Raw genomic sequence first — 21,236 nt, 5'->3', positions numbered from 1 at the left:
TTATTAAACTCCCTTTGAAAACTTCATTTGAACCATTTGATTAACAAACTTTGAACACTCCTGTAATTGTGAAATATCCACATATTCATTGGCACGATGCGCCTGCTCAATACTCCCTGGTCCGCAAACTATTGTGGGAATGCTAGCCTTTTGAAATAAACCTGCTTCTGTTGCATAAGCGACTTTAAGTTTTTCCTGTTCGCCCGTTACCATCCTGGCCCATTGATTAATCTCGGCATCGACTGGTGTGTTCAAACCAGCGGTTGCTGCGATATTGTCGAGGATAATATTAGCGGCAGAATGTTCCTGTTTCATTTTCGGCAATAAACGAGTATTGATATAATCCTTAATCTCGCCGCGAATTTCATTGGCACTGTCTTCTGGCAAATTTCGGAATTCAAAAATAAATTCACAAAGTGCCGGAATTGTATTGTATGAATTTCCCCCGTTAATAAGGTTGGTGGTTAAGGTGGTACAAGGCATATCATAATGCTTGTCCTGAACACCTGACAGCTTGAAACGATCGGCCATACCTCTGATATAACAAATCAAATCAGCTGCATATTCAATTGCATTACAGCCCTGGTGGGTCAGAGAGGAATGCGCCGCTACGCCATGCACGCTGCAACGAAATGACTCCTTGCCTTTATGAGCTATCACAGGCCGCATACTGGTTGGCTCCCCGACAATACAGGCTACAGGATTAATTCCCTGCTTTTTAATATGCTCAATCATGAAAGGGGCTCCAAGACAACCGACCTCTTCGTCATATGAAAACGCGAAATGGACAGGATGTGCAAGCCTCATTTCTTTAAACTGGGGAATCATTGCCATAACGACGGCAATAAAACCTTTCATATCGCAAGCGCCTCGCCCATAAATTTTCCCGGCGATTTCTGTCGCTTTGAAAGGATCAGTTTCCCATTGCTGACCATCAACTGGTACGACATCGGTATGACCTGAGAGGACTATGCCACCATTAATATTCCCATCAAAAGCAGGCAGGCTCGCAAATAAATTGGCCTTGGGCTGCTTGCTGTCATAAATAAGCGATGAGTGAACTCCCTGAGACTCCAAAAAAGTCTGTACATCATGAATCAACTCAAGATTGGAATTTCTCGAGGTTGTATCGAAAGCGATTAAGCGATCTAGCCACTCAAAAACGTTCATATGAATTCCTTGCATTGGGAAGCATATTAAGAATGGTCTTAACATGCTAGTATGAAATATCCTTGTTTTAAAATTACCTGATTTTCAAACTATTTAAGACGCCAGTCAACGAAAAAATAAATGAGCAAACCTGTTTATCACCAGCTTTATTTTAAGGTGCTTCTCGGCATCTTTTTGGGAACACTGTTGGGGCATTTCTACCCCCCTCTTGCCATCAAAATGCAAATTTTGGGTGATGGTTTTATTAAACTGATTAGAATGATGATCGCACCCATCATTTTTTTAACCATTGTCATGGGTATAACCCAGGCCAATGATATAAAACAGGTAGGCCGAATCGGAATCAAGGCGATTATTTATTTCGAGCTGGTAACCACCTTAGCTTTAATTATTGCGATTTTTACCGCCAAGTGGATGCAGCCCGGTTCCGGTATGAACATCAGTGCAGACACTGTTGATAAGCAAGCCATTGCATCCTATGTTTCGCAGGCTGAGCAGTTCGATTCCAGTCATTTTTTTCTCAATATAATACCCGACACTCTCATTTCAGCATTTGTCAGAGGGGATATATTGCCAGTGCTTTTAATCTCTTTATTAACCGCATTCGCCATAATACGCTGCCGTGATGTGCAGCACCTACTCAATATTTTTGATGAATTGTCGGCAGTATTATTCGCCATGGTGAATTTAATTATGAAACTCGCTCCTGTCGGCGCATTTGGGGCAATGGCGTTTACGGTAGGCAGTTATGGCATCGAAACACTGGTTTCACTCGGGAAGCTTCTGCTTACTGTTTACCTGACTTGTTTTCTATTCATTTTCATTATATTGGGCATTATTGCCCGTTTAAATGGCATTAGTATCTGGCGTTTTCTGATTTTTATTAAAGAAGAAATTCTCATTGTGCTTGCCACTTCATCTTCAGAGGCCGTGCTACCTCGTATGATTAGTAAATTGGAAACCTTAGGCTGCGATAAATCAGTGGTTGGTCTGGTTTTACCCACTGGCTATTCGTTTAATCTGGATGGCACGACCATCTACCTGGGCATAGCTACCGTATTTATTGCGCAAGCCTTTAACATTGATTTGAGTCTTAAAGACGAACTGCTCCTGATGCTGATTCTCATGCTGACTTCAAAAGGAGCCGCTGCAGTCACGGGCGGAGGCTTTATTGTTTTAGCAGCAACATTGTCTTCTCTTCACACCCTGCCTGTTGAAGGATTAGTGTTAATCCTTGGTATTGATCGCTTCATGTCTGAGGCTCGCTCAATTACTAATTTAATAGGAAATGGAATTGCGACTATTACAATAGCCAATCTTGAAAATGATTTTAATCGAGAGCAGGCCGCCCGCCTTTTGAGGGTTGAAAACAAGGTGAATTGACTGATTTTCTTTCGATTTTTGATCTAAATTACTGCTTATTTTTATGAAAAAGGGTAGTAGATTATCAATTAACCTTCATGTACAATTAATTTTGCTTTAATGTATAAAAGCATTGGATTGATAGATTTAACTAAAATAAGGAAGTTATGATGAATGTCATTGATACACAACACTCTTCTCAAACTACAAGACAAGAGCAAGGTCTACAGGATTTGGTTTACAGCCTTGTAACTCGTTTCCTGGCTGAAAACAAAAACAAATCCATAACTGATCTCTATGACATGATTCTTTCTGAAGTAGAACCACCTCTTTTAAAAGCAGTAATGGAAAAACGCCGAGGCAATCAGCTGCAAGCTGCAAAAATGCTGGGTATAAGTCGTGGTACAATCAGAAAAAAATTACAGCGTTATTTCGGTACTAAATATTTTCGTTTAACTGACGAATAATATCCTTCATTGATTGTTATTCAATAACCACGATATACCCCGTTAACCATACGGGGTATATATCACATATTGTCAGATTTACGCGGACAGTAGCAATTTATTAACACGACTCACAAAATCTGCGGGATTATCCAATTGCCCACCTTCTGCCAGTACTGCCTGTTCAAAGAGAACAGTGACCCATTCACCAAATTGCGAGTCATCCTCAATACCATGTAAACGCTTAATCAGTGCATGTTGAGGATTAATTTCAAATACTGGCTTGGATTCAGGAACCTGCTGTCCAGCAGCTTGCAGAATTCTTTGCATTTCCAATCCCATATCTTGCTCGTCAGCAACAATACATGCCGGTGAGTCTGTTAAACGATGCGTTAGAACAACCTCTTTAACTTTATCGCCAAGAATATCCTGGATTTGCTTAAGCATGGGGTTTAAAGACTCTTCTTCTTTTTTGGCCTCTTCTGAATTAGTATCTTCAACATCGAGATCGATTTTACCCTTGCTTATCGATTGCAGTTTCTTACCATCAAACTCACTAAGATAACCAACCAGCCATTCATCAATTCGATCACTGAGCAGTAATACTTCAATACCTTTCTTTCTGAATATTTCAAGATGAGGACTGTGTTTTGCAGCGTTATAGCTGGATGCAGTGATATAATAAATTTTATCCTGGCCTTCTTTCATGCGTGAAACATAATCGGTCAGTGTTACATCTTGTTTTTCAGAATTGGTGTGAGTACTGGTGAAGCGTAAAAGTTTGGCAATTGCTTCCCGATTTATGAAATCTTCAATAGGCCCTTCTTTTAACACCTGACCAAACTCATTCCAGAATTTTTGATATTTTTCCGGTTCCTGTTCAGCCAGTTTTTCAAGCATGCCTAATATTCGTTTAGCGCAGGCGGCACGAATCGAATCGACCTGCTTGTTATCCTGAAGAATTTCCCGGGAAATATTTAAAGGTAAATCACTGGCATCAATAATCCCTTTAACAAAACGCAGATATCGGGGTAAAAATTGTGCGGCGTCATCTAAAATAAACACTCGCTTAACATATAACTTTAAACCATGTTTGGTTTCCTGCTGCCACAAATCATAAGGGGCGTGTGAAGGAATATAGAGCAGGCTGATATAATTATTCTTTCCTTCCACATGATTGTGAGACCAAATCAATGGCTCCTGAAAATCATGAGAAATATGCTTGTAGAGTGTTTTATACTCGTCTTCGCTGATTTCAGATTTTTGCAAGGTCCACAAAGCGGTTGCTTTATTTACCGTTTCAAAGTCAGAGGATTCTTTATTCTCGTCATCTGCTTTTTTCATTGCGATAGGCCAGCAAATATGATCTGAATATTTGGTTATAATACTGCGAATACGCCAATCACTCGCGAACTCCAAATCTTCCTCTTTAAGATGAAGCGTAATTTCAGTACCATGATGCGCTTTGTTTTCCTGGGCAATTGTGAATTCCCCATCACCGGTGGATTCCCAGACAATTCCATCTTCAGCAGATAAACCCGCACGACGGCTTTTTACAGTAACTTTGTCCGCTACAATAAATGCAGAATAAAAGCCAACCCCGAACTGACCAATCAGATGAGAATCCTTCGCTTTTTCACCTGTTAATTGACTTAAGAACTCCTTGGTTCCAGACTTGGCGATCGTACCCAGATTACTGACCGCTTCATCCCAGCTCATGCCAATTCCATTATCTTTAATTGTAATGGTTTTTAATTTTTCATTACAATCAATAGTAATCTTGAGATCTGAATCCCCTTCATACAGAGAAGCATCAGATAATGCCAGGAAGCGTAATTTATCCAGTGCATCCGACGCATTGGAAATTAATTCCCGTAGAAAGATTTCCTTGTTGGAATATAATGAATGAATCACTATATTCAGCATTTGCTTCACTTCGGTTTGAAACCCCATTGTCTGCTGCTTGCTCGCCATTTAAGTCACTCTCCAGCTAAGTAATGATGTGATTAATAGATTGACTAATTTCCGTACTGAGCCCTGATATCAGAACCCACACAATTTGGTAAATAGTCTATGCTGCCGGTTAATATAGGGATTGAAATTCAAATTTCAAGAGTCGAGACTCAAAGATAAGTTATTTAATTGGATGCTTAACCATACCAACCCGTGGACGATGCATGAAGATGGTGATCGGCTCGCTGGTGTAAAGTACATTGCCTTCAGCATCTACAGCCTGAACAGCAATAGTATGACTGCCTCGTTTCACATCATTTAATGCAAAAATAGTTGTGGCCTGCGGATCGCCTAATGGCTCGCCATCGTAAATAATCTGTAATAAATTTCCCTTTTTAAGCTCTGGTTTGATATCCACAATAATAGGTATATAGCCCTGATTATTCCGGATTGTTGCTTCATTCTGAGGTTGAGTTACTGCCAGATAACTGTAGCTTTCTTTCTCCTCTTCGTTTTCTTTTTCATCGGTCACGGGCTGACTTTCTGTATCGGCAGGTTGGTTGTTGGCAGGACCGAAGGTCTGCGCTTCCGGAAGGTCTATTTTTTCAGCGCCAGGATGCGGTTTATCACTGAAATGAACATTACCATTACTATCTGTCCATTTATAAATATCAGCATGCACCGCACTTGTCGTTAAGAATATTAAAGAAGAGCATAGTAACAAGCCGCATTTCCGCATAGTGGTTCCCTTTAATATGCTTGAACCAGGCCTCGGCTCACTGCCATTAAGCTAAGTAATTTTGGTCATCCCCGCGAAGGCGGGAATCCATTCCTCAATTGGCATTAAAGCTCGCTCAGAGATGGGTCCCCGCCTTCGCGGGGAAGACATTTTGATATACAACTGAGCTTACCCGCAGGCCTGATAACTAAGCTTAGAGACTATAATAAAGCTCAAACTCAAATGGATGTACCAGGCTTCTGACCTGAGCTATCTCAGCTTCTCTAAGGGCGATGTAGCTTTCAATAAAGTCCTTGCTAAATACATCACCTTGCAACAGGAACTCCTGGTCTGATCTCAGATGACGAATTGCATCTTCAAGAGATGCGCAAACGGTTGGCACATCAACCAGCTCTTCTGGAGGCAAATCATATAAATCTTTATCCATTGGTTGCCCTGGATGTATTTTATTCTGAATACCATCCAAACCAGCCATCATCATTGCAGAGAAAGCAAGATAAGGGTTAGCCGTTGGATCAGGGAAGCGCACTTCAATACGACGCCCTTTTGGATTGCTGACATGAGGTATACGAATAGCTGCCGAGCGATTTCTGGCTGAATAAGCTAATAACACAGGGGCTTCGAAACCGGGAACCAGTCGTTTATAACTGTTGGTAGCCGGATTGGTAAATGCGTTCAGCGCACGGGCATGCTTGATTATACCGCCGATATAATATAAAGCGGTTTCAGACAAACCGGCATACTTATCTCCGGTAAACAGATTTACACCGTCTTTGGCCAGAGACTGGTGGCAGTGCATGCCATTGCCATTATCACCTACCAGAGGCTTGGGCATAAAGGTTGCGGTCTTGCCATAGTTATGTGCTACATTCTGGATTACATACTTCAGAGTTTGCATCTGATCCGCTTTGTGGACCAGAGTGTCATAACGCGTTGCGACCTCGCACTGATTTCCAGTGGCCACCTCATGATGATGCGCCTCAACAGGAATACCCAGCGATTCAAGAGTAAGACAAATAGCCGAGCGGATATCCTGGGAAGAATCCACAGGAGGAACGGGGAAATAGCCGCCTTTAACTGAAGGTCTGTGGCCAATATTGCCACCTTCAAATACTTTGTCCGAGTTCCAATGGGCCTCATCCGAGTCAATGGAATAAAACGCACCATTAATACTGGTTTTCCAACGCACGTCATCAAAAAGGAAGAATTCGGGTTCGGGGCCAAAATAGGCAGTATCGGCAATTCCTGTGGATTTCAGATAAGCCTCGGCTCTTTGCGCCAAAGAACGGGGATCACGATCATATCCCATCATCGTAAGGGGGTCGACCACATTACAGCGAATAATTAATGTGTTATCCTGATAAAAAGGATCAAGTAGAATGTTGCTGCAATCAGGTACCAAAGCCAAATCAGACTGATGTATTTTCTGCCATCCTTTAATGGAGGAGCCATCAATCATTTTCCCATTTTCCAGAAAATCATCATCAATTGAAGAAACAGGGATACTGATGTGCTGCTCTTTCCCGATTGTATCTGTAAAGCGCAGATCAACAAATTTTGCTTCATGTTCCTTAATTGCATCAAACACTGCTTTCTTACTCATTGTTTTCTCCAAGATAACCCGCTATAAAGTGTAACCCAAGTGACAGATTAAAACTAATAGATTAAACTCGTCAAAAGCAATTGAATGCAAAATAGTTATGGCCGCCTATCAATATCTGGCATTAAATAAATCAGGCTCAAACGCTAAAGGAGTCATTGAGGCTGATTCTGAACGTCAAGCTCGACAGCTTTTACGCGAAAAAGGTTTAATACCCACACAAATCAAAGCGGTACACAAACAGCAAACGCATGTTAAGGGACGACTTTCAGCGCAGGATTTGTCCTTGTTAACTCGACAGTTAGCCACCCTGCTTGCCGCTGGAATACCAGTTGAAGAATCCTTACAGGGAGTCAGCGAGCAAACCGAAAAGGACAAGGCCAGAGAGTTAGTGATTGGTGTACGGGCGAAAGTCCTCGAAGGGTATTCTCTGGCGCAGGCCTTGGGCGAATTCCCTAACGCCTTCCCTGAATTATACAGAGCAACCGTAGGCGCTGGAGAACAAACCGGCCGCCTGGATATGGTGCTGGAGAAACTGGCAGACTATACTGAAAACCAGCAGGAAACCCGGCAAAAGATCCAGCAGGCTTTAATCTATCCTTCGCTTATGATTATCGTTTCAACAGCAATTATCAGCTTCCTTTTAGCCTTCGTTGTTCCCAAAATTATTGAAGTATTCACCAGCAGCGGCCAAACACTGCCCGAAATGACGAAACTTCTAATCATCTTAAGTGATTTCATCAAGCATTATGGTCTTTATGTGGTGGGCTCCATCGTCCTTTTAATTGTTGGATTCAGGCGCAGCCTGAGAAATATCAAAATTAAAACCGGATGGCACAAACTGCTGCTACGATTACCAGTCATATCCTATCTGAGCCGCTCGGTGAACGCAGCACGCTATATCCACACATTTGGAATCCTTTTCGCCGCAGGAGTGAGCGTACTTGAAACCATGCGTGTTTCAGCAAGCCTCATTACTAATCTGGTCATGCGCCAGGCCTTTGATGTGGCAGCTACTCGCGTACGTGAAGGAACATCTATCAGCCATGCCTTGAAAGAAACAGGCTTTTTAAATCCAATGGCAATTCATCTGATTGCGAGTGGTGAAAAAAGTGGGCAGATTGCTACCATGATGGAGCGCGCCGCCTCCCATATGGATGCCGAGGTTCGCCGACTCATTGATACAGCTCTCACCTTGCTTGAACCCCTGGTGATTTTAATGATGGGAGCTGTTGTTTTATTCATCGTTCTTGCTACTTTACTTCCTATATTTTCAATGGAGCAACTAGTGAGTTAGGCTAAGACGTCTTGCTGTAGCCAGAACGGTTTTCATTACGTTATAATCAAATTCAGACATTACCAGGAGCAGGTATGAAATTTCAAAAAGGGTTTTCTTTGATTGAAATTATGGTTGTAGTGGTCATTTTGGGTATTCTCGCCTCTATTGTGGTTCCCAAAATTATCAGCAGACCGGATGAAGCCCGTGTCGTTAAAGCAAAACAAGATGTTCTCGCCATACAAAACGCACTGGATCTCTACAAGCTCGATAATGGGTTCTATCCCAGTACGGATCAGGGACTTTTAGCATTAGTTGAAAAACCGACCACCAGTCCAACACCTCGTGACTGGAAGCAATACCTCAAATCGCTGCCCAAAGATCCCTGGGGACGTGACTATCTTTATCTGAATCCGGGCGAGCACAGCGATGTGGATGTCTTTACCTTAGGTGCTGAAGGTCAGCCAGGCGGCACAGGAATCAATGCCGAGATTGGAAACTGGGATGCCAAATGAGAGAGGATTTACATTAATTGAAATACTGGTGGTCATTTTAATTGTCGGAATCGCCGCCAGTGTTACACTTCTTGCTTTCGGTGATTTCGGAGCCAGTCGACGAGTTCAACTCAGTGCAGAGCAATTTGTAAACTATATTAAACTCGTTCAGCAGCGTGCCATTCTGGAAATGAATACCCTGGGAATTAATGTTAACAAGGAAGGATATGGCACCTATCGTTTTGTTGAGGCAAAAACCTGGGAGCCTATGCCGGGTAAAGGCCTTTTTCATTGGCAAACCTTCCCTAAGAATATTCTGGTCACACTCAAAACCACTATTAAAAATAATACTAAACTCCCCGATATTATTATTAATCCCACGGGGAATATGTCTGCCTTCACACTCAGTTTTGGCACAGAAACTAATCCTGAACAGCTGAATGTTATTGGCCAGCATGACGGGGAAATTTTCATAAAATCCGGAAAAAAATGAAATTAAAGGTCAGAAAAACAGTCCAGGCTTTTACCTTAATAGAAGTTCTGCTTGCTCTTGCAGTTATTGCCATAGCACTAACTGCACTGGTGAAAGCCACCGCTCAGGATGTTGCTCATACTCAGCGCCTTAAGGAGAAAATGATTACACAATGGATTAGTACTCAGGGAGCAGCAATGGTACAGCTGGGGCTATTATCAGTAACAACGACCCAGGAAGTTACGCAGATTACCACAATGTTTGGTCAGCGCTGGTATTGGCGTGTAAAACTGGTCCAGACCCCCATTAAATCCTTGCAGCAATTAATTATTACTACCAGTAAAAATCAGGCCGGACCGTTTACAGATCCGGTAATCGCATTCAGGTACCGTCATGCGAGTTAATAAGGGATTCACGCTGATTGAAATTTTGATTGCTTTAGCTGTGTTTGCCATTATGGCCACCCTGACCTCTTCCGCAATGTATTACGCATTTAATACTCGAAGTCGTGTCACTGAACAGGCTGAACGTCTGGTTGATTTGCAAATGGCTATTATTATGATTGAACGGGATACTGAGCAAATAACCAGTCGCCCTGTTCGGGGAAACGAAATGCGTTTGTTCCCCGCGTTTACTGGCCAACCGCTATATCTTGAGTTTACTCGTGGAGGATTAACCAATCCTTACAGTGTTGAGAAGAAAAGCAGTTTGAGACGGATTGCCTGGCTTTGTAAAGGGGATAAGTTAATCAGACGAAGCTGGGATGCTCTGGATGCTGTCAATCGCAATAATTATCATGATAAAACCTTGCTGGAAAATATAAAAAACTGCAAATTTGCCTATCTCGATCAAAACCTGCAGGTTTTACCGGAGTGGCGGGAGTCCAGTGTCTCAAGCCCTGGAAATACACCGACCTTACCGAAAGCAGTCCAGCTTAAAATTGAACTTGGCGATTGGGGAACTGCCACCTTTTTATTTATTCTGCCGGAAGGACTCTATGCAAAAATTGTCTGATTCCTCAATGCAAGTGACGCATGGGAAGTCCTCTCCCCTGAATCGGGGAAGCGCGCTTATTTCAGCCTTGTTTATTATGACGCTGGTAGCAATTGCCGCTACCGCCATGAGCAGCCGGCTGCAACTGGATATCTACCATACCCGCATAGCCATTCAAAGTGATGATCTCTATTTAGCATCTCAGGCCGTATCATTTTGGGCAATGGGAGAGCTAAGTAATAAATCCCGTTTGTTTTTGTCCTCTGATCCGAATGGTAAATTAATGGATTTTCCGGCGAAAATGCAGGGTCTCTATCCGAACATCCGTATTCAGGGCGGCCTTTATGATCTGCAAGGTCGGTTCAATCTGAACAATGTGGCCGATAAGCGCTACAACCTGCTTTTTTTTCATCTTCTCAAACAAGTCTTACCCAAGCTTAAGAGACCGCAGCGTCTGGCTATCGCCGATGCCATTTTTCAATGGATTAGCCCTTATCAGCCGGGGCGTGGGCAGGATCAGTTTGTTTCCTATTATATAAAACAAAAACCGCCCTACTATCCAAGCCAGCAGTTCATGACCAGCGTCACTGAGCTGCGTCTGATAAAAGGTGTTGATGCAAACACTTATCAAGCTCTGGAGCCTTATACAATAAGTTTGCCTGAAATCACGACAATCAATCTGAATACCGCTTCGCGGCCAGTACTTGCAGCGCTTGGAAACAGCTTAGATCCCGGCCAGGTTGATCAGATTATCGAAGCGCGTGGTCAAAAAGGATTTAGCGATTTGAAAAAAATCACCAAACTATTACGAAAGTTTAACATCCGAGCTGAACTAATTACGCTTGAAAGCGAGTTTTTCTTAAGTATTGCCAATGTAAGCAGTGAGGATTTGAATATGGTCAGTTATACCATTTTCAAACGGCAAAAAACTAAAGATGGAAAATTGACGATTAACCTGATTAGCGAAAGCATTAATAGTCTGTAGACACTCCACTTACTCGTCCTCTTGCCCTTCCGGAACTGGCTTTGTGTTCTTCAGAACATAATATAACTGATCGCCAGATTGCTTTTCTTCTGAGGTTAAACGAGGCTCTAATCGAGCTAATTCTTTCTTAGCCTGTTCGTTATTATTTAGCGATGCCAGCTTCAACCAGGCATAGGCTTTGGTGTTGTCCTGACCTACCCCCAAACCTGCCAGATACAAATAACCTAATTTCCCTTGTGCAGTGACATTACCCTGGGCAGCGGCCTTTGTGAACCAATAAGCAGCTTGCTGGTAATCTTTATCGATACCAGTACCACTCATTAACAGCTGTCCTAATTCCGATTGCGCCTGAGAATGGCCTTTTTCAGCTGCAAGCTGATACCAGTAAGCGGCTTTTCTGGGATTAGCTTCGATTCCCAAACCATTCAAATATTGGTAAGCCAGATAGGCTTGAGCATTTCGATGCCCCTGAACCGCAGCTTTTGAAAACCAATAAGTGGCGGCTGTCTGATCTTCGGTGATACCATATTTACCAGTATATAAAAGGGCAATACTGTATTCCCCTTTGGCATCGCCTTGAGATGCGGCTTTATCATACCAGTAAAAGGCCTTCTCTACATCTTTGTCTGTTCCCATTCCCATCATATACTGATAGCCGAGATTGACCTGAGCTTTCGCATAGCCTTGTTCTGCAGATTTTTTAAACCATTCAAATGCCTTGCTGTCATCGGGATTCCTTACCCCGTCACCGGTGGCATACATTAATGCTACATTTCGCTGGGCGATCGCATTGCCTTGTTCTGCAGATTTCATATACCAGTTAAAGGCTTCTTTATAATCCTGTTTCATTCCCTGTCCCGTATCATATAAAAAGCCAAGACTTAATTGAGCCAGTGAATTATTTTTAGCAGCAGCTTTACGATACCAATCGGCTGCTTTGACAGCGTCTTTGTTTACTCCATAGCCATATTGATACATTCGGCCAAGCAAATACATGGAATCATCATTTCCTTGTTCCGCAGATTGAACTAAATGGGGATAGGCGGTAGTGTAATCACCATTCTCAAACGCTGAAAAACCAATGATCTCATCAGCGAATGCCAGGTTGCTTGCAAGGCACGCTGCGAAAATTAAAGAACGCATGAATACTCCAGGAAAATACAGCCTCTTATTACAAGAGTAGGCCATGCAGCTCATAATTCAACCAAGAGAAGGCTTTATGAAGGAAAATTATGAAATATTTACGTCTGTATTTATTTCGCCGCAGATCCTGATTGTATTATCCAGGATCTTACGGCGGCAGGTGAAACGTGGTTATAATTTGCAAACAATCAAAATGATGTTTACAGCGCTTCAAAAATTGCTGCGGCCCCCATTCCAGTACCGATACACATGGTGACCATGCCATATTTTCCTTTAATACGGCGAAGCCCATGAAGAAGGGTTGCCGTTCTGATTGCTCCTGTTGCTCCCAAAGGATGGCCTAAGGCAATAGCTCCCCCAAGCGGGTTGACTTTTTCAGGCGGTAAGCCTAAGGTTTTTATCACAGCCAAAGCTTGTGCCGCAAACGCTTCATTCAGCTCAATCCAGTCCAACTGTTCAATAGAAATCCCAGCCTGCTTCAATGCCAAAGGGATTGCATTAATTGGTCCAATCCCCATCACCTCAGGAGGAACACCTGCTACAGCATAGCCAAGTAATCTTCCCATAGGCTGCAAATCAAATTGCTTTAGAGCCTGCTCGCTGGCCAGCAACGCAATTCCAGCCCCGTCACTGGTTTGTGAGCTGTTGCCGGCTGTCACCGAACCTCTGGCAGCAAATACAGGTTTCAGCCGAGAGATCATTTCATAAGAAGTATCCGCTCGGGGGCCTTCATCCTTATTAATCAATTTCTTCTGTGCATTGACTTCCAGGTGATTAAGATCTGCTTTGCGATCGATAATCTCCACAGGCACAATCTCGGCATTGAAATAGCCTTTTTGTTGAGCAGCAGTTGCTTTGGCGTGGCTTTGTGCAGCAAATTGATCCTGATCTTCTCTGGACACATTCCATTGTTTAGCGACATTTTCCGCCGTTATTCCCATTCCATAGGCAATAGCTACCTGCTCATTTTCGAAAATGGCAGGATTTGCAGTATATTTGTTTCCTCCCAAAGGAACCATTGACATACTTTCCACACCGCCAGCCAGAGCCAGCAAATGATTCCCCTGAATTAGAGAAGCAGCTGCCGTAGCAATACTTTGTACACCTGAAGAACAGAACCGGTTAATAGTCATCGCCGGAACAGACTGAGGCATTCCAGCCAGTAAAGACGCAATACGCGCCACATTCATTCCCTGTTCAGCTTCAGGCATGGCGCAGCCAATGACCACATCACAAACCGCTTCCCAATCCACGGTACTATTTCGTTCCCTTAAAGATCGTATTGTGTGAGCCAGCAAATCGTCAGGCAGAGTATGTCTGAATACGCCTCGAGGAGCCTTGCCAACCGGTGTACGCAATACATCCACAACATAAACATTAGTCATTATCAAGTCTCCTATTAATTGCGCAATGGCTTCCCTGTTTCCAGCAAAGAACTGATTCTCGCATGCGTCAACGGATTGCGGGCCAGATTCATGAACGCTTCGCGCTCCAGCTTGAGCATCCAGTCTTCATTAACCATCGTACCATTATTCACATCCCCACCGCAGATAGCAGATGCGAGCTGACTTGCGAGATAATAATCATATTTGGAAATAAAGCCGCCTTCCAGCCAGTTAATCAATCCGGCTTGTAATCGGGCATAACCTTCTCTTCCAGCCACTTTGAAGACAGCACCCCGAATAGGCGGTTGATAGTTGGCTGCTAATATTGATTCAACGCGCGACAATGCCGCATATAATACTTCATGGCTATTCATAACCCAGGTATCCGTGTTTTTCAGATAACCCAGATGTTGAGCATCAGCGGCGCTTGCGCCTACAGTGGCTGTTGCGATTTGCTGAAAATAAGGGCTCAGGAATAGCAGCAGATCGGCATCCTGCGCTTTGTCGGCAGCTCGCATTGCCATTTCTTTTGTTCCACCACCTGCCGGAATCAAGCCAACTCCTGCTTCCACCAGTCCAGGATAGGATTCAAATGCAGCGACCACTGCATCGCAATGCATAATCAATTCACATCCACCGCCCAAAGCACGCCCTCTTAATGCGGCAACTACAGGAATTGGACTGTATTTTAAACGTAGTACTGTCTGTTGAAATTGCTTAAGCATCGTTTCCAAAGCAGCAAAATCATTTTTCTGAATCAATCCCCCAACCCCTTTTAAGTCGGCTCCAGAACTAAAATTGGATGCATCCTGCTGGTATACAATAACGCCTCTGCAATGCCTTTCTGCAATATCCATAGCAGCAGCCATGCCATCCAGGACTGCCTGGCCTATCGTATTCGCCTTGCTTTTGAAGGAAATTAAACCGATATCATTTTTGAAGCGGGATAAGGTCAGGCCTTCATTTTCATATAATTTGTCCAGTTGTGCGGGATGCTCGGTTAATACGAGTTCCGGGAAATATTGCTTGTGGTAGACAGAAAGCGAGCTGCGAGGGATAAAGCTCATGCTTTGAGGTGAGAAGGCGCCCCCTTCATGATAAAACTGATGGACTCTGGAAAGCCATGCAGGCAACTCAGCCTTGCTCATTGACGATCCTTTGGATATCGCTTCCTTAATCGCTGTAATCATAGATTCAAGGCCAGACTGCTGCCAGGTTTCAAAAGGCCCCTGAGCCCAACCAAATCCCCAGCGAATGGCAAGGTCCACATCGCGTACATTATTGGCAATCGATTCAAGATGATAGGCGCAATAATGGAATAAATCGAGAAAGCAGGCAGCCAAAAACTGGGCCTGTCGGTCTGTTGAAGAAAGTAAGTTACTCATTCGTTTTTGTGGATCGCGTTCAGACATAATTGACTTTAATTCAGAACTAATTTCGCCGCCGGCCGGACGATATTCCTCTGTTTGCCTGTCAAACACTTCGATCACTTTTCCGGGTTTACGATAAATGCCTTGTCCGCTTTTCTGACCCAGATGGCCTTGCTCGATCATTTTTTCTAACCAGGCAGGCAACACAAAGCTGTCATGCCAGGGATCATCTTCCAATTGCTCATACATGGTATGAACCACATGTTTCATTGTGTCTAAACCCACCACATCCATTGTCCGAAATGTCGCTGATTTGGGACGACCTAATAATGAGCCGGTAATGGCATCTACTTCGTCTAACCCAATCTGCATTGCTTCAGCATGGTGCAGTGTAGCCAATAACGAGAAAACTCCAATGCGGTTTGCGATAAAATTGGGAGTATCTTTCGCGTGAACAACCCCTTTGCCCAGGTAACTGGTTAACCAGGTTTCCAGATGAGTTAATAAGGTATTGGAAGTAGTAGTCGCCGGAATTAATTCTGCGAGATGCATATAGCGCGGCGGGTTAAAAAAATGAACACCGCAAAATCGCTCTTGTAATGAGGCGGGCAGTACCTCAGCCAACGCATTAATGCTCAAACCAGAGGTATTACTCACCAATACAGTTTTGTCACCCACAAAGGGGGCGATTTTTTGATAAAGCGACTCTTTCCAATCCATTCTTTCAGCAATCGCTTCAATAATTAAATCGCAGGATTTGAGGTCTTCAAGATGCTCATCATAATTTCTCGCCTGTAAAAGCGCAGCAGTTTTGGCAGTTCCCAAAGGAGCAGGTTTTAACTTAACCAGATTGGCAATCGCTTTATCGACAATACTGTTCTTGTTAGTGTCTTTAGCTGCCAAATCATATAATAGACAGGATATGCCGGCATTAACGCAATGAGCAGCAATTTGCGCCCCCATGACTCCGGCACCCAAAACTGCAATTTTTTTTATATAAAATGGTTCCTGCATAATCATATCCTTTTATCCGGGTTTAGTTATGACCTAACGGCCGATTGAAAGCTATAAACTGCCAGCCATATCAGAGCCTTTCGGGAGAAAATCGGCAGGCTCTGAAGCATGATACGGCTATTGAAGAATTTCAGGATAAATTAAATTTTATCCCCTGGGCAAGCGGTAACTCATTTCCCCAGTTAATCGTATTGGTCTGACGACGCATATAAGCTTTCCAGGAATCAGAACCAGATTCTCTGCCGCCACCTGTTTCTTTTTCACCACCAAAAGCTCCGCCAATTTCAGCACCTGAAGTGCCAATATTGATATTGGCTATCCCGCAGTCGCTTCCCATTGCACTCAGGAAACGCTCGGCATGCTTGAGATTTTGTGTAAACATAGAAGAGGAAAGCCCTTGAGGAACGCTGTTTTGCAGTTCAATGGCTTCTTCTATGCTGCTAAACGGCATGACGTATAAGATAGGCGCAAAGGTTTCTTCCTGAACCACATCCCAACTATTCTGCACGTCAGTTACCAGTGTAGGCTGTACAAAATACCCTTTTCGATTCAGGCTTTCTCCACCAGCGACTATTTGCCCGCCGGCTTTTTTAACACGCGCAATGGCCTGGCTGAATTGAGAAACCGCCTGCTCGTCGATTAAAGGACCCATCAGATTATCAGGATTTAGTGGATCACCAATTGTTATTTGCTCATACGCATGCTGCAATCTGCGAACTACTTCCTTGTACATAGACTGATGTACAAATAAGCGTCTGGTTGTTGTACATCGCTGGCCTGCCGTTCCGACAGCACCAAATACTATTCCGGGAATCGCAAGATTAAGATCCGCTGACTCGTCCAGAATAATTGCATTATTGCCGCCAAGTTCAAGAATAGTTTTCCCAAGGCGAGCAGCGACTTTCGCAGCCACTGTTTTACCTACAGCGGTAGAACCAGTAAATGAAACCAGCGGGATTCGCTTATCCTCAACCATCATGTCCACTACATCATGACTGGACGGAATAATCAGCGAAAAAATTTCCGGGCAATTATTTTCCTTTAATACCTTGTTACAAATATTCTGCACCGCAATCGCGCAAAGAGGCGTTTTTGCAGAAGGCTTCCACAGAGTCACATTACCGCAGATAGCTGCAAGAAAGGCATTCCAGGACCACACCGCTACAGGAAAATTGAAGGCTGAAATAACACCGATGATACCGTAAGGATGCCATTGCTCATACATCCGATGATTGGGGCGTTCTGAGTGCATGGTATTACCATAGAGCATGCGGGATTGACCGACCGCAAAATCGGCGATATCAATCATTTCCTGAACTTCACCGTCACCTTCCTGTTTGGATTTACCCATCTCCAGAGAAACGAGACTTCCAAGCCAGTCTTTATGTTCTCTTAAAGCCTGCCCCATCTGACGAATAATTTCTCCTCGCTTCGGTGCAGGATACTGACGCCATGCCAGGGCAGCAGCCTCAGCTCGGCTCATAATCTTCTGATAGTCATCACTGGAACAGGTAGCAACCTCGGCAATTTTTTCTCCAGTGGCTGGAGAATAGGAAATCAGCTTATCTGCTCTGCATTCACTCTGCCAACCCTGGCCGCTATAAGCCCCGGCATTCGTATCCTGAATACCTAAATGCTTCAAAAAATCCATCGATTATTTACTCCTAAGCGTAATATTTACCAAAACGATTGGCCAGCACATCCGCAAGGCGGAATTTTTCCTGGAGCACCAGTCCGTGATATTCATTTGCCTGTCCTAAAACCAGGTCAACTACGGCGCATACTCCCGCGGCAGTGCTGACTTGAATAGCAGACCATTCCAAATCTAAAATTGTTTCCGGATATACCTTTTTAACATAGCTCTTTTCAGTTAACTCACCATGCTTTATCCCCTCAACAGTTACATACACAATCACAATGTCCTGATAGGTCTTGGGAATGGCTTTTTCGAGAATTCGTTTTAATGTGCCTCGGTCTTCGTTGAGTTTCAGATCATTCATCAGCAGGCGCATTTTTTCACAATGTCCTGGATACCGCATCGTTTTGTAATTCAAAGTCTGAATTTTATTTTTATATAAATCAGCCAGACTTCCCAGCCCTCCGGATGTGTTAAAAGCCTCGTATTCACAGCCATCGATTTGTATTGACTCAAGTCCTTCCAAAGGTTGCACAACAACCGGTTTACCCGCTTCGATACCAAAGCATGGATTTCCATACTCATTGATTACACCATCAGTAGACCAGGTTAAGGAATAATGAAAGGCATTATTAGCGCGTTGTGGTAATGCACCTACACGAAGCTTGGCATGAAAACATTCATCGAACTCCTGCATCAGGCTGTTTGCAGCAATACTGATAAAACCAGGAGCCAATCCACACTGAGGCACAAATGCTGTTTCTGCTCCCTCAGCAATGCGCTTGACCGCATCGGTAACTGAGGTATCTTCAGTCAGATCAAAGTAATGGGCTTTTGCCAGTTTTGCTGCTCTGGCGACATGGGTATTGAGAAAATAAGGGAGGCTTGAAATGACCGCAATGATTCTATTTTTTTCGATGTAGGATTGGATTGACTCTTCATCGGTAACGTCCAACGCCACCGTCTTGACCTGCGGCATCGTTTGCAGCAAGCGCGTTACATCGGTACCAGAAAATTCCAAATCTGCCAGATGGATCTGATAATCCTTGCTGCTTGCAAGTAAACAAGCGATAAGACTTCCGATTTTACCTGCACCTGTAATCATAACATTATACATAGTTATTCCCTTCCGTTAGAAAACAGTTGTCATCCTACACAAATAAAACCGGTTTGCATACCTTGAAAAAAAACGATTTTTATGTAGCGATTACAACTCGGAAAAAATGATCGAAAACAAATCAAGTATAGACAGCCAATGCGTAAATTTAAATGTAACTCTCATGGTCTCAACGTTATCCTGAACGCAGAGAAGGATCTCCTGAAGCTGGCTCAGTTCCAAGCAGTTTGAGATCCTTCGCTACGCTCAGGATGACGTACCTGGGGAGTTACAAAATATTGCACTTTTCCTATTTTCGTTTCAACGTCATCCTGAACGCAGTGAAGGATCTCCTGAATCTGGCTCAATTCCAAGCAGTTTGAGATCCTTCGCTACGCTCAGGATGACGTACATGACGCTCAGGATGACGTACCTGGGGAGTTACAAAAAATATATCACCTTCTTTCTGGTGATCTTAGTTGACCTTTGAGCTGTAGTATCCTATCGTTCTTTCATTTAATGAAACTCTGTCATGACCAGCGCCGTCTCCTTTGAGCCACTGCAGATTGAAACCACAAAAAAATTAACCTGGATGCACTACTTCAAATTTTTCATATACGGCTTGTTATTACCGCTGGGATTTGCTCCCTTTCATATACCCGGCATGGCGATTCTGGGTCTGGCTCTTTTCTATTATGGGCTGTGTGCGCATTCTAAAGGTTCTGGTTTTCTGCGTGGATTATTTTTTGGCCTGGGCTTCTTTGGGTTTGGGGTGTCATGGATTTATGTCAGCATTTACGAATATGGCCATTTAAATCCAGTGCTCTCAGGATTAATCACCCTGCTTTTCATCCTGTATTTATCATTCTTTCCTGCTTTGCTTGCCCTTGTCTTTAATACTTTTTCAACTAAACGCCCAACAATGACTTCAGGATTATTTTTCAGTGCACTCTGGGTCATCAGCGAATTGCTGCGTGCTTCCATTTTAAGCGGCTTTCCCTGGCTTCTGCTTGGATTCGGTCAATTTGATGCACCGGTTAAATACCTTTTACCTGTTTTAGGTGTTTATGGAGCGAGCTTTCTGACTGTGTTTGCCGCCACGCTGCTGGTTTGTGCATTCGGCGTTGAGCGAAGAAAACAACTGACTTATCTTGTGTTGTTTGTTTCAGCTATCCTCGCTCCGCTTGCCCTAAAACCAATAGAGTGGGTCCATATATCGAGCACGCCGGTATCCATTGGCGTCATTCAGGCCAATTTGTCCATGCGCGACAAGTGGGATGAAACGCTGTTCTGGAAACTTCTTGATCGTTATCAGAAAGACGTTATCAGTCTACTTGGTACTCAGCTTATTGTGATGCCGGAATCGGCTATTCCACTGCCCTCTTCCTATATAAGTGATTTTCTCGATGACTTAAGGGAAAAAGCAAAAAATGCAGGAAGTGGAATACTTTTGGGGATACCAGAACCCACTAAAATCGACGCCGACGACTATTTCAATGCATTAATCAGTCTGGGGGAAGCTCAGGGGTTTTATCTAAAGCAGCATTTAGTTCCATTTGGCGAATATATACCTGGTATTTTTCAGCCATTGATGAATTGGTTACAGATCCCTGATGCCAATTTAAAGCCAGGGAAGGACGCGCAATCGCTAATCAGAGTTCATAAGCATCCTGTCGCGACGCTTATTTGCTATGAACTGGCCTATGGAGAATTGCTTCGCAAGCAGTTTCCCCATGCGGAGTGGATTGTTTCTATCAGTGATGATGGCTGGTTTGGACACTCGCTCGCCATGTATCAGCAACAACAGATTGCCCAGGTACGCTCCCTGCAAACCGGGAGATATCAGGTTGTCTCGAACAATGATGGATTATCGTCCGTCATTAATACGCGAGGGGATATTGTGACGTCACTTCCTGCTTTTAATGCCGGTCTGCTCCGCGCGTCCATCTATCCGGCGACTGGTAGCACACCCTGGGTGCTCTTGGGTGATTGGCCGATACTAATCCTCTCTTTTGGTATTTTTCTATGGGCCATGATATCTGGATTTCCTAAGAAACAGCATCAGTAAACTATTGCTGCTAAGCACAAGAGGGGTTATCCTA

18 protein-coding genes are annotated in these 21,236 nt (G+C 43.7%); 9 read left to right on the top strand and 9 right to left on the bottom strand.

The window, feature by feature from the left end; translation table 11 throughout:
• Positions 1–3 precede the first annotated feature (3 nt).
• Positions 4–1,170, bottom strand: a complete 1,167-nt coding sequence (argE, locus tag E1O89_RS10805) for an acetylornithine deacetylase (protein ID WP_133140167.1) — start codon at positions 1,168–1,170, stop codon at positions 4–6.
• A gap of 120 nt (positions 1,171–1,290) precedes the next feature.
• Here argE and dctA point away from each other — a divergent pair, with 120 nt between their 5' ends.
• Positions 1,291–2,553 (top strand): C4-dicarboxylate transporter DctA, encoded by a 1,263-nt coding sequence (gene dctA / locus E1O89_RS10800; RefSeq protein WP_133140166.1) that lies wholly within the window; start codon positions 1,291–1,293, stop codon positions 2,551–2,553.
• Positions 2,554–2,702: 149 nt separating this feature from the next.
• Positions 2,703–2,999, top strand: coding sequence for a helix-turn-helix domain-containing protein (locus E1O89_RS10795; RefSeq protein ID WP_058506529.1), 297 nt, complete (start codon positions 2,703–2,705; stop codon positions 2,997–2,999).
• 78 nt (positions 3,000–3,077) lie between these two features.
• Here the strand turns inward: E1O89_RS10795 and htpG are convergent, their stop codons facing one another.
• The 3 genes from htpG to glnA form a co-directional block, all read right to left on the bottom strand.
• Complete coding sequence (htpG, locus tag E1O89_RS10790) at positions 3,078–4,952, bottom strand: molecular chaperone HtpG (RefSeq protein WP_133140165.1); 1,875 nt, start codon at positions 4,950–4,952, stop codon at positions 3,078–3,080.
• 160 nt (positions 4,953–5,112) lie between these two features.
• Positions 5,113–5,670: a DUF4124 domain-containing protein gene (locus tag E1O89_RS10785; protein ID WP_133140164.1), complete on the bottom strand. Its 558-nt coding sequence runs from the start codon at positions 5,668–5,670 to the stop codon at positions 5,113–5,115.
• A 193-nt stretch (positions 5,671–5,863) separates the two neighbouring features.
• Complete coding sequence (glnA, locus tag E1O89_RS10780; RefSeq protein WP_133140163.1) at positions 5,864–7,273, bottom strand: type I glutamate--ammonia ligase; 1,410 nt, start codon at positions 7,271–7,273, stop codon at positions 5,864–5,866.
• 97 nt (positions 7,274–7,370) lie between these two features.
• Here glnA and lspF point away from each other — a divergent pair, with 97 nt between their 5' ends.
• From lspF to gspK, 6 genes are all read left to right on the top strand, one after another.
• The gene (gene lspF / locus E1O89_RS10775) at positions 7,371–8,567 is read left to right on the top strand and encodes a GspF family T2SS innner membrane protein variant LspF (RefSeq protein ID WP_133140162.1); all 1,197 of its coding nucleotides are present in this window, start codon (positions 7,371–7,373) and stop codon (positions 8,565–8,567) included.
• Between the two features lie 74 nt (positions 8,568–8,641).
• Positions 8,642–9,061 carry a GspG family T2SS major pseudopilin variant LspG gene (gene lspG, locus E1O89_RS10770; protein ID WP_058506534.1) on the top strand — a complete coding sequence of 140 codons (420 nt, stop codon included), beginning with the start codon at positions 8,642–8,644 and terminating at the stop codon, positions 9,059–9,061.
• Positions 9,051–9,533 (top strand): type II secretion system minor pseudopilin GspH, encoded by a 483-nt coding sequence (gspH, locus tag E1O89_RS10765; protein WP_165483135.1) that lies wholly within the window; start codon positions 9,051–9,053, stop codon positions 9,531–9,533. Before lspG ends, gspH begins: the two co-directional genes overlap by 11 nt.
• Positions 9,530–9,916, top strand: coding sequence for a GspI family T2SS minor pseudopilin variant LspI (gene lspI / locus E1O89_RS10760; RefSeq protein ID WP_112219640.1), 387 nt, complete (start codon positions 9,530–9,532; stop codon positions 9,914–9,916). The genes gspH and lspI overlap by 4 nt, the downstream gene beginning before the upstream one ends.
• Positions 9,906–10,526 (top strand): GspJ family T2SS minor pseudopilin variant LspJ, encoded by a 621-nt coding sequence (gene lspJ / locus E1O89_RS10755; protein ID WP_112219641.1) that lies wholly within the window; start codon positions 9,906–9,908, stop codon positions 10,524–10,526. The genes lspI and lspJ overlap by 11 nt, the downstream gene beginning before the upstream one ends.
• On the top strand, positions 10,510–11,490 hold the full coding sequence (gene gspK / locus E1O89_RS10750) for a type II secretion system minor pseudopilin GspK (RefSeq protein WP_133140160.1): 981 nt from the start codon (positions 10,510–10,512) through the stop codon (positions 11,488–11,490). Before lspJ ends, gspK begins: the two co-directional genes overlap by 17 nt.
• Positions 11,491–11,499: 9 nt before the next feature.
• Here gspK and E1O89_RS10745 read toward each other — a convergent pair whose 3' ends face one another.
• The 5 genes from E1O89_RS10745 to E1O89_RS10725 form a co-directional block, all read right to left on the bottom strand.
• Positions 11,500–12,633 (bottom strand): tetratricopeptide repeat protein, encoded by a 1,134-nt coding sequence (locus tag E1O89_RS10745; protein WP_133140159.1) that lies wholly within the window; start codon positions 12,631–12,633, stop codon positions 11,500–11,502.
• Positions 12,634–12,833: 200 nt separating this feature from the next.
• Complete coding sequence (locus E1O89_RS10740; RefSeq protein WP_133140158.1) at positions 12,834–14,018, bottom strand: acetyl-CoA C-acyltransferase; 1,185 nt, start codon at positions 14,016–14,018, stop codon at positions 12,834–12,836.
• Positions 14,019–14,032: 14 nt separating this feature from the next.
• On the bottom strand, positions 14,033–16,402 hold the full coding sequence (locus E1O89_RS10735; RefSeq protein ID WP_133140157.1) for a 3-hydroxyacyl-CoA dehydrogenase/enoyl-CoA hydratase family protein: 2,370 nt from the start codon (positions 16,400–16,402) through the stop codon (positions 14,033–14,035).
• Between the two features lie 130 nt (positions 16,403–16,532).
• The gene (locus tag E1O89_RS10730) at positions 16,533–18,053 is read right to left on the bottom strand and encodes an aldehyde dehydrogenase family protein (RefSeq protein WP_133140156.1); all 1,521 of its coding nucleotides are present in this window, start codon (positions 18,051–18,053) and stop codon (positions 16,533–16,535) included.
• A 13-nt stretch (positions 18,054–18,066) separates the two neighbouring features.
• The gene (locus tag E1O89_RS10725; protein ID WP_133140155.1) at positions 18,067–19,155 is read right to left on the bottom strand and encodes a saccharopine dehydrogenase family protein; all 1,089 of its coding nucleotides are present in this window, start codon (positions 19,153–19,155) and stop codon (positions 18,067–18,069) included.
• Between the two features lie 511 nt (positions 19,156–19,666).
• Between E1O89_RS10725 and lnt the strand changes: the two genes are divergently transcribed.
• On the top strand, positions 19,667–21,202 hold the full coding sequence (gene lnt, locus E1O89_RS10720; RefSeq protein ID WP_133140154.1) for an apolipoprotein N-acyltransferase: 1,536 nt from the start codon (positions 19,667–19,669) through the stop codon (positions 21,200–21,202).
• Positions 21,203–21,236 lie beyond the last annotated feature (34 nt).

It is taken from the genome of Legionella genomosp. 1 (genome assembly GCF_900640215.1).
Classification (GTDB): domain Bacteria; phylum Pseudomonadota; class Gammaproteobacteria; order Legionellales; family Legionellaceae; genus Legionella_C; species Legionella_C quinlivanii_A.
This window is presented reverse-complemented; position numbering and strand designations above follow the sequence as displayed.

What these genes read in the sequence shown, in the direction of transcription:
- E1O89_RS10785 (WP_133140164.1), bottom strand. Translation starts at nt 5,670, where the DNA reads ATGCGGAAATGCGGCTTGTTACTATGCTCTTCTTTAATATTCTTAACG.
- E1O89_RS10740 (WP_133140158.1), bottom strand. Translation starts at nt 14,018, where the DNA reads ATGACTAATGTTTATGTTGTGGATGTATTGCGTACACCGGTTGGCAAG.
- lspG (WP_058506534.1), top strand. Translation starts at nt 8,642, where the DNA reads ATGAAATTTCAAAAAGGGTTTTCTTTGATTGAAATTATGGTTGTAGTG.
- gspH (WP_165483135.1), top strand. Translation starts at nt 9,051, where the DNA reads ATGCCAAATGAGAGAGGATTTACATTAATTGAAATACTGGTGGTCATT.
- argE (WP_133140167.1), bottom strand. Translation starts at nt 1,170, where the DNA reads ATGAACGTTTTTGAGTGGCTAGATCGCTTAATCGCTTTCGATACAACC.
- E1O89_RS10745 (WP_133140159.1), bottom strand. Translation starts at nt 12,633, where the DNA reads ATGCGTTCTTTAATTTTCGCAGCGTGCCTTGCAAGCAACCTGGCATTC.
- E1O89_RS10725 (WP_133140155.1), bottom strand. Translation starts at nt 19,155, where the DNA reads ATGTATAATGTTATGATTACAGGTGCAGGTAAAATCGGAAGTCTTATC.
- htpG (WP_133140165.1), bottom strand. Translation starts at nt 4,952, where the DNA reads ATGGCGAGCAAGCAGCAGACAATGGGGTTTCAAACCGAAGTGAAGCAA.
- E1O89_RS10730 (WP_133140156.1), bottom strand. Translation starts at nt 18,053, where the DNA reads ATGGATTTTTTGAAGCATTTAGGTATTCAGGATACGAATGCCGGGGCT.
- gspK (WP_133140160.1), top strand. Translation starts at nt 10,510, where the DNA reads ATGCAAAAATTGTCTGATTCCTCAATGCAAGTGACGCATGGGAAGTCC.
- lspF (WP_133140162.1), top strand. Translation starts at nt 7,371, where the DNA reads ATGGCCGCCTATCAATATCTGGCATTAAATAAATCAGGCTCAAACGCT.
- E1O89_RS10795 (WP_058506529.1), top strand. Translation starts at nt 2,703, where the DNA reads ATGAATGTCATTGATACACAACACTCTTCTCAAACTACAAGACAAGAG.
- lspI (WP_112219640.1), top strand. Translation starts at nt 9,530, where the DNA reads ATGAAATTAAAGGTCAGAAAAACAGTCCAGGCTTTTACCTTAATAGAA.
- lspJ (WP_112219641.1), top strand. Translation starts at nt 9,906, where the DNA reads ATGCGAGTTAATAAGGGATTCACGCTGATTGAAATTTTGATTGCTTTA.
- dctA (WP_133140166.1), top strand. Translation starts at nt 1,291, where the DNA reads ATGAGCAAACCTGTTTATCACCAGCTTTATTTTAAGGTGCTTCTCGGC.
- glnA (WP_133140163.1), bottom strand. Translation starts at nt 7,273, where the DNA reads ATGAGTAAGAAAGCAGTGTTTGATGCAATTAAGGAACATGAAGCAAAA.
- lnt (WP_133140154.1), top strand. Translation starts at nt 19,667, where the DNA reads ATGACCAGCGCCGTCTCCTTTGAGCCACTGCAGATTGAAACCACAAAA.
- E1O89_RS10735 (WP_133140157.1), bottom strand. Translation starts at nt 16,402, where the DNA reads ATGCAGGAACCATTTTATATAAAAAAAATTGCAGTTTTGGGTGCCGGA.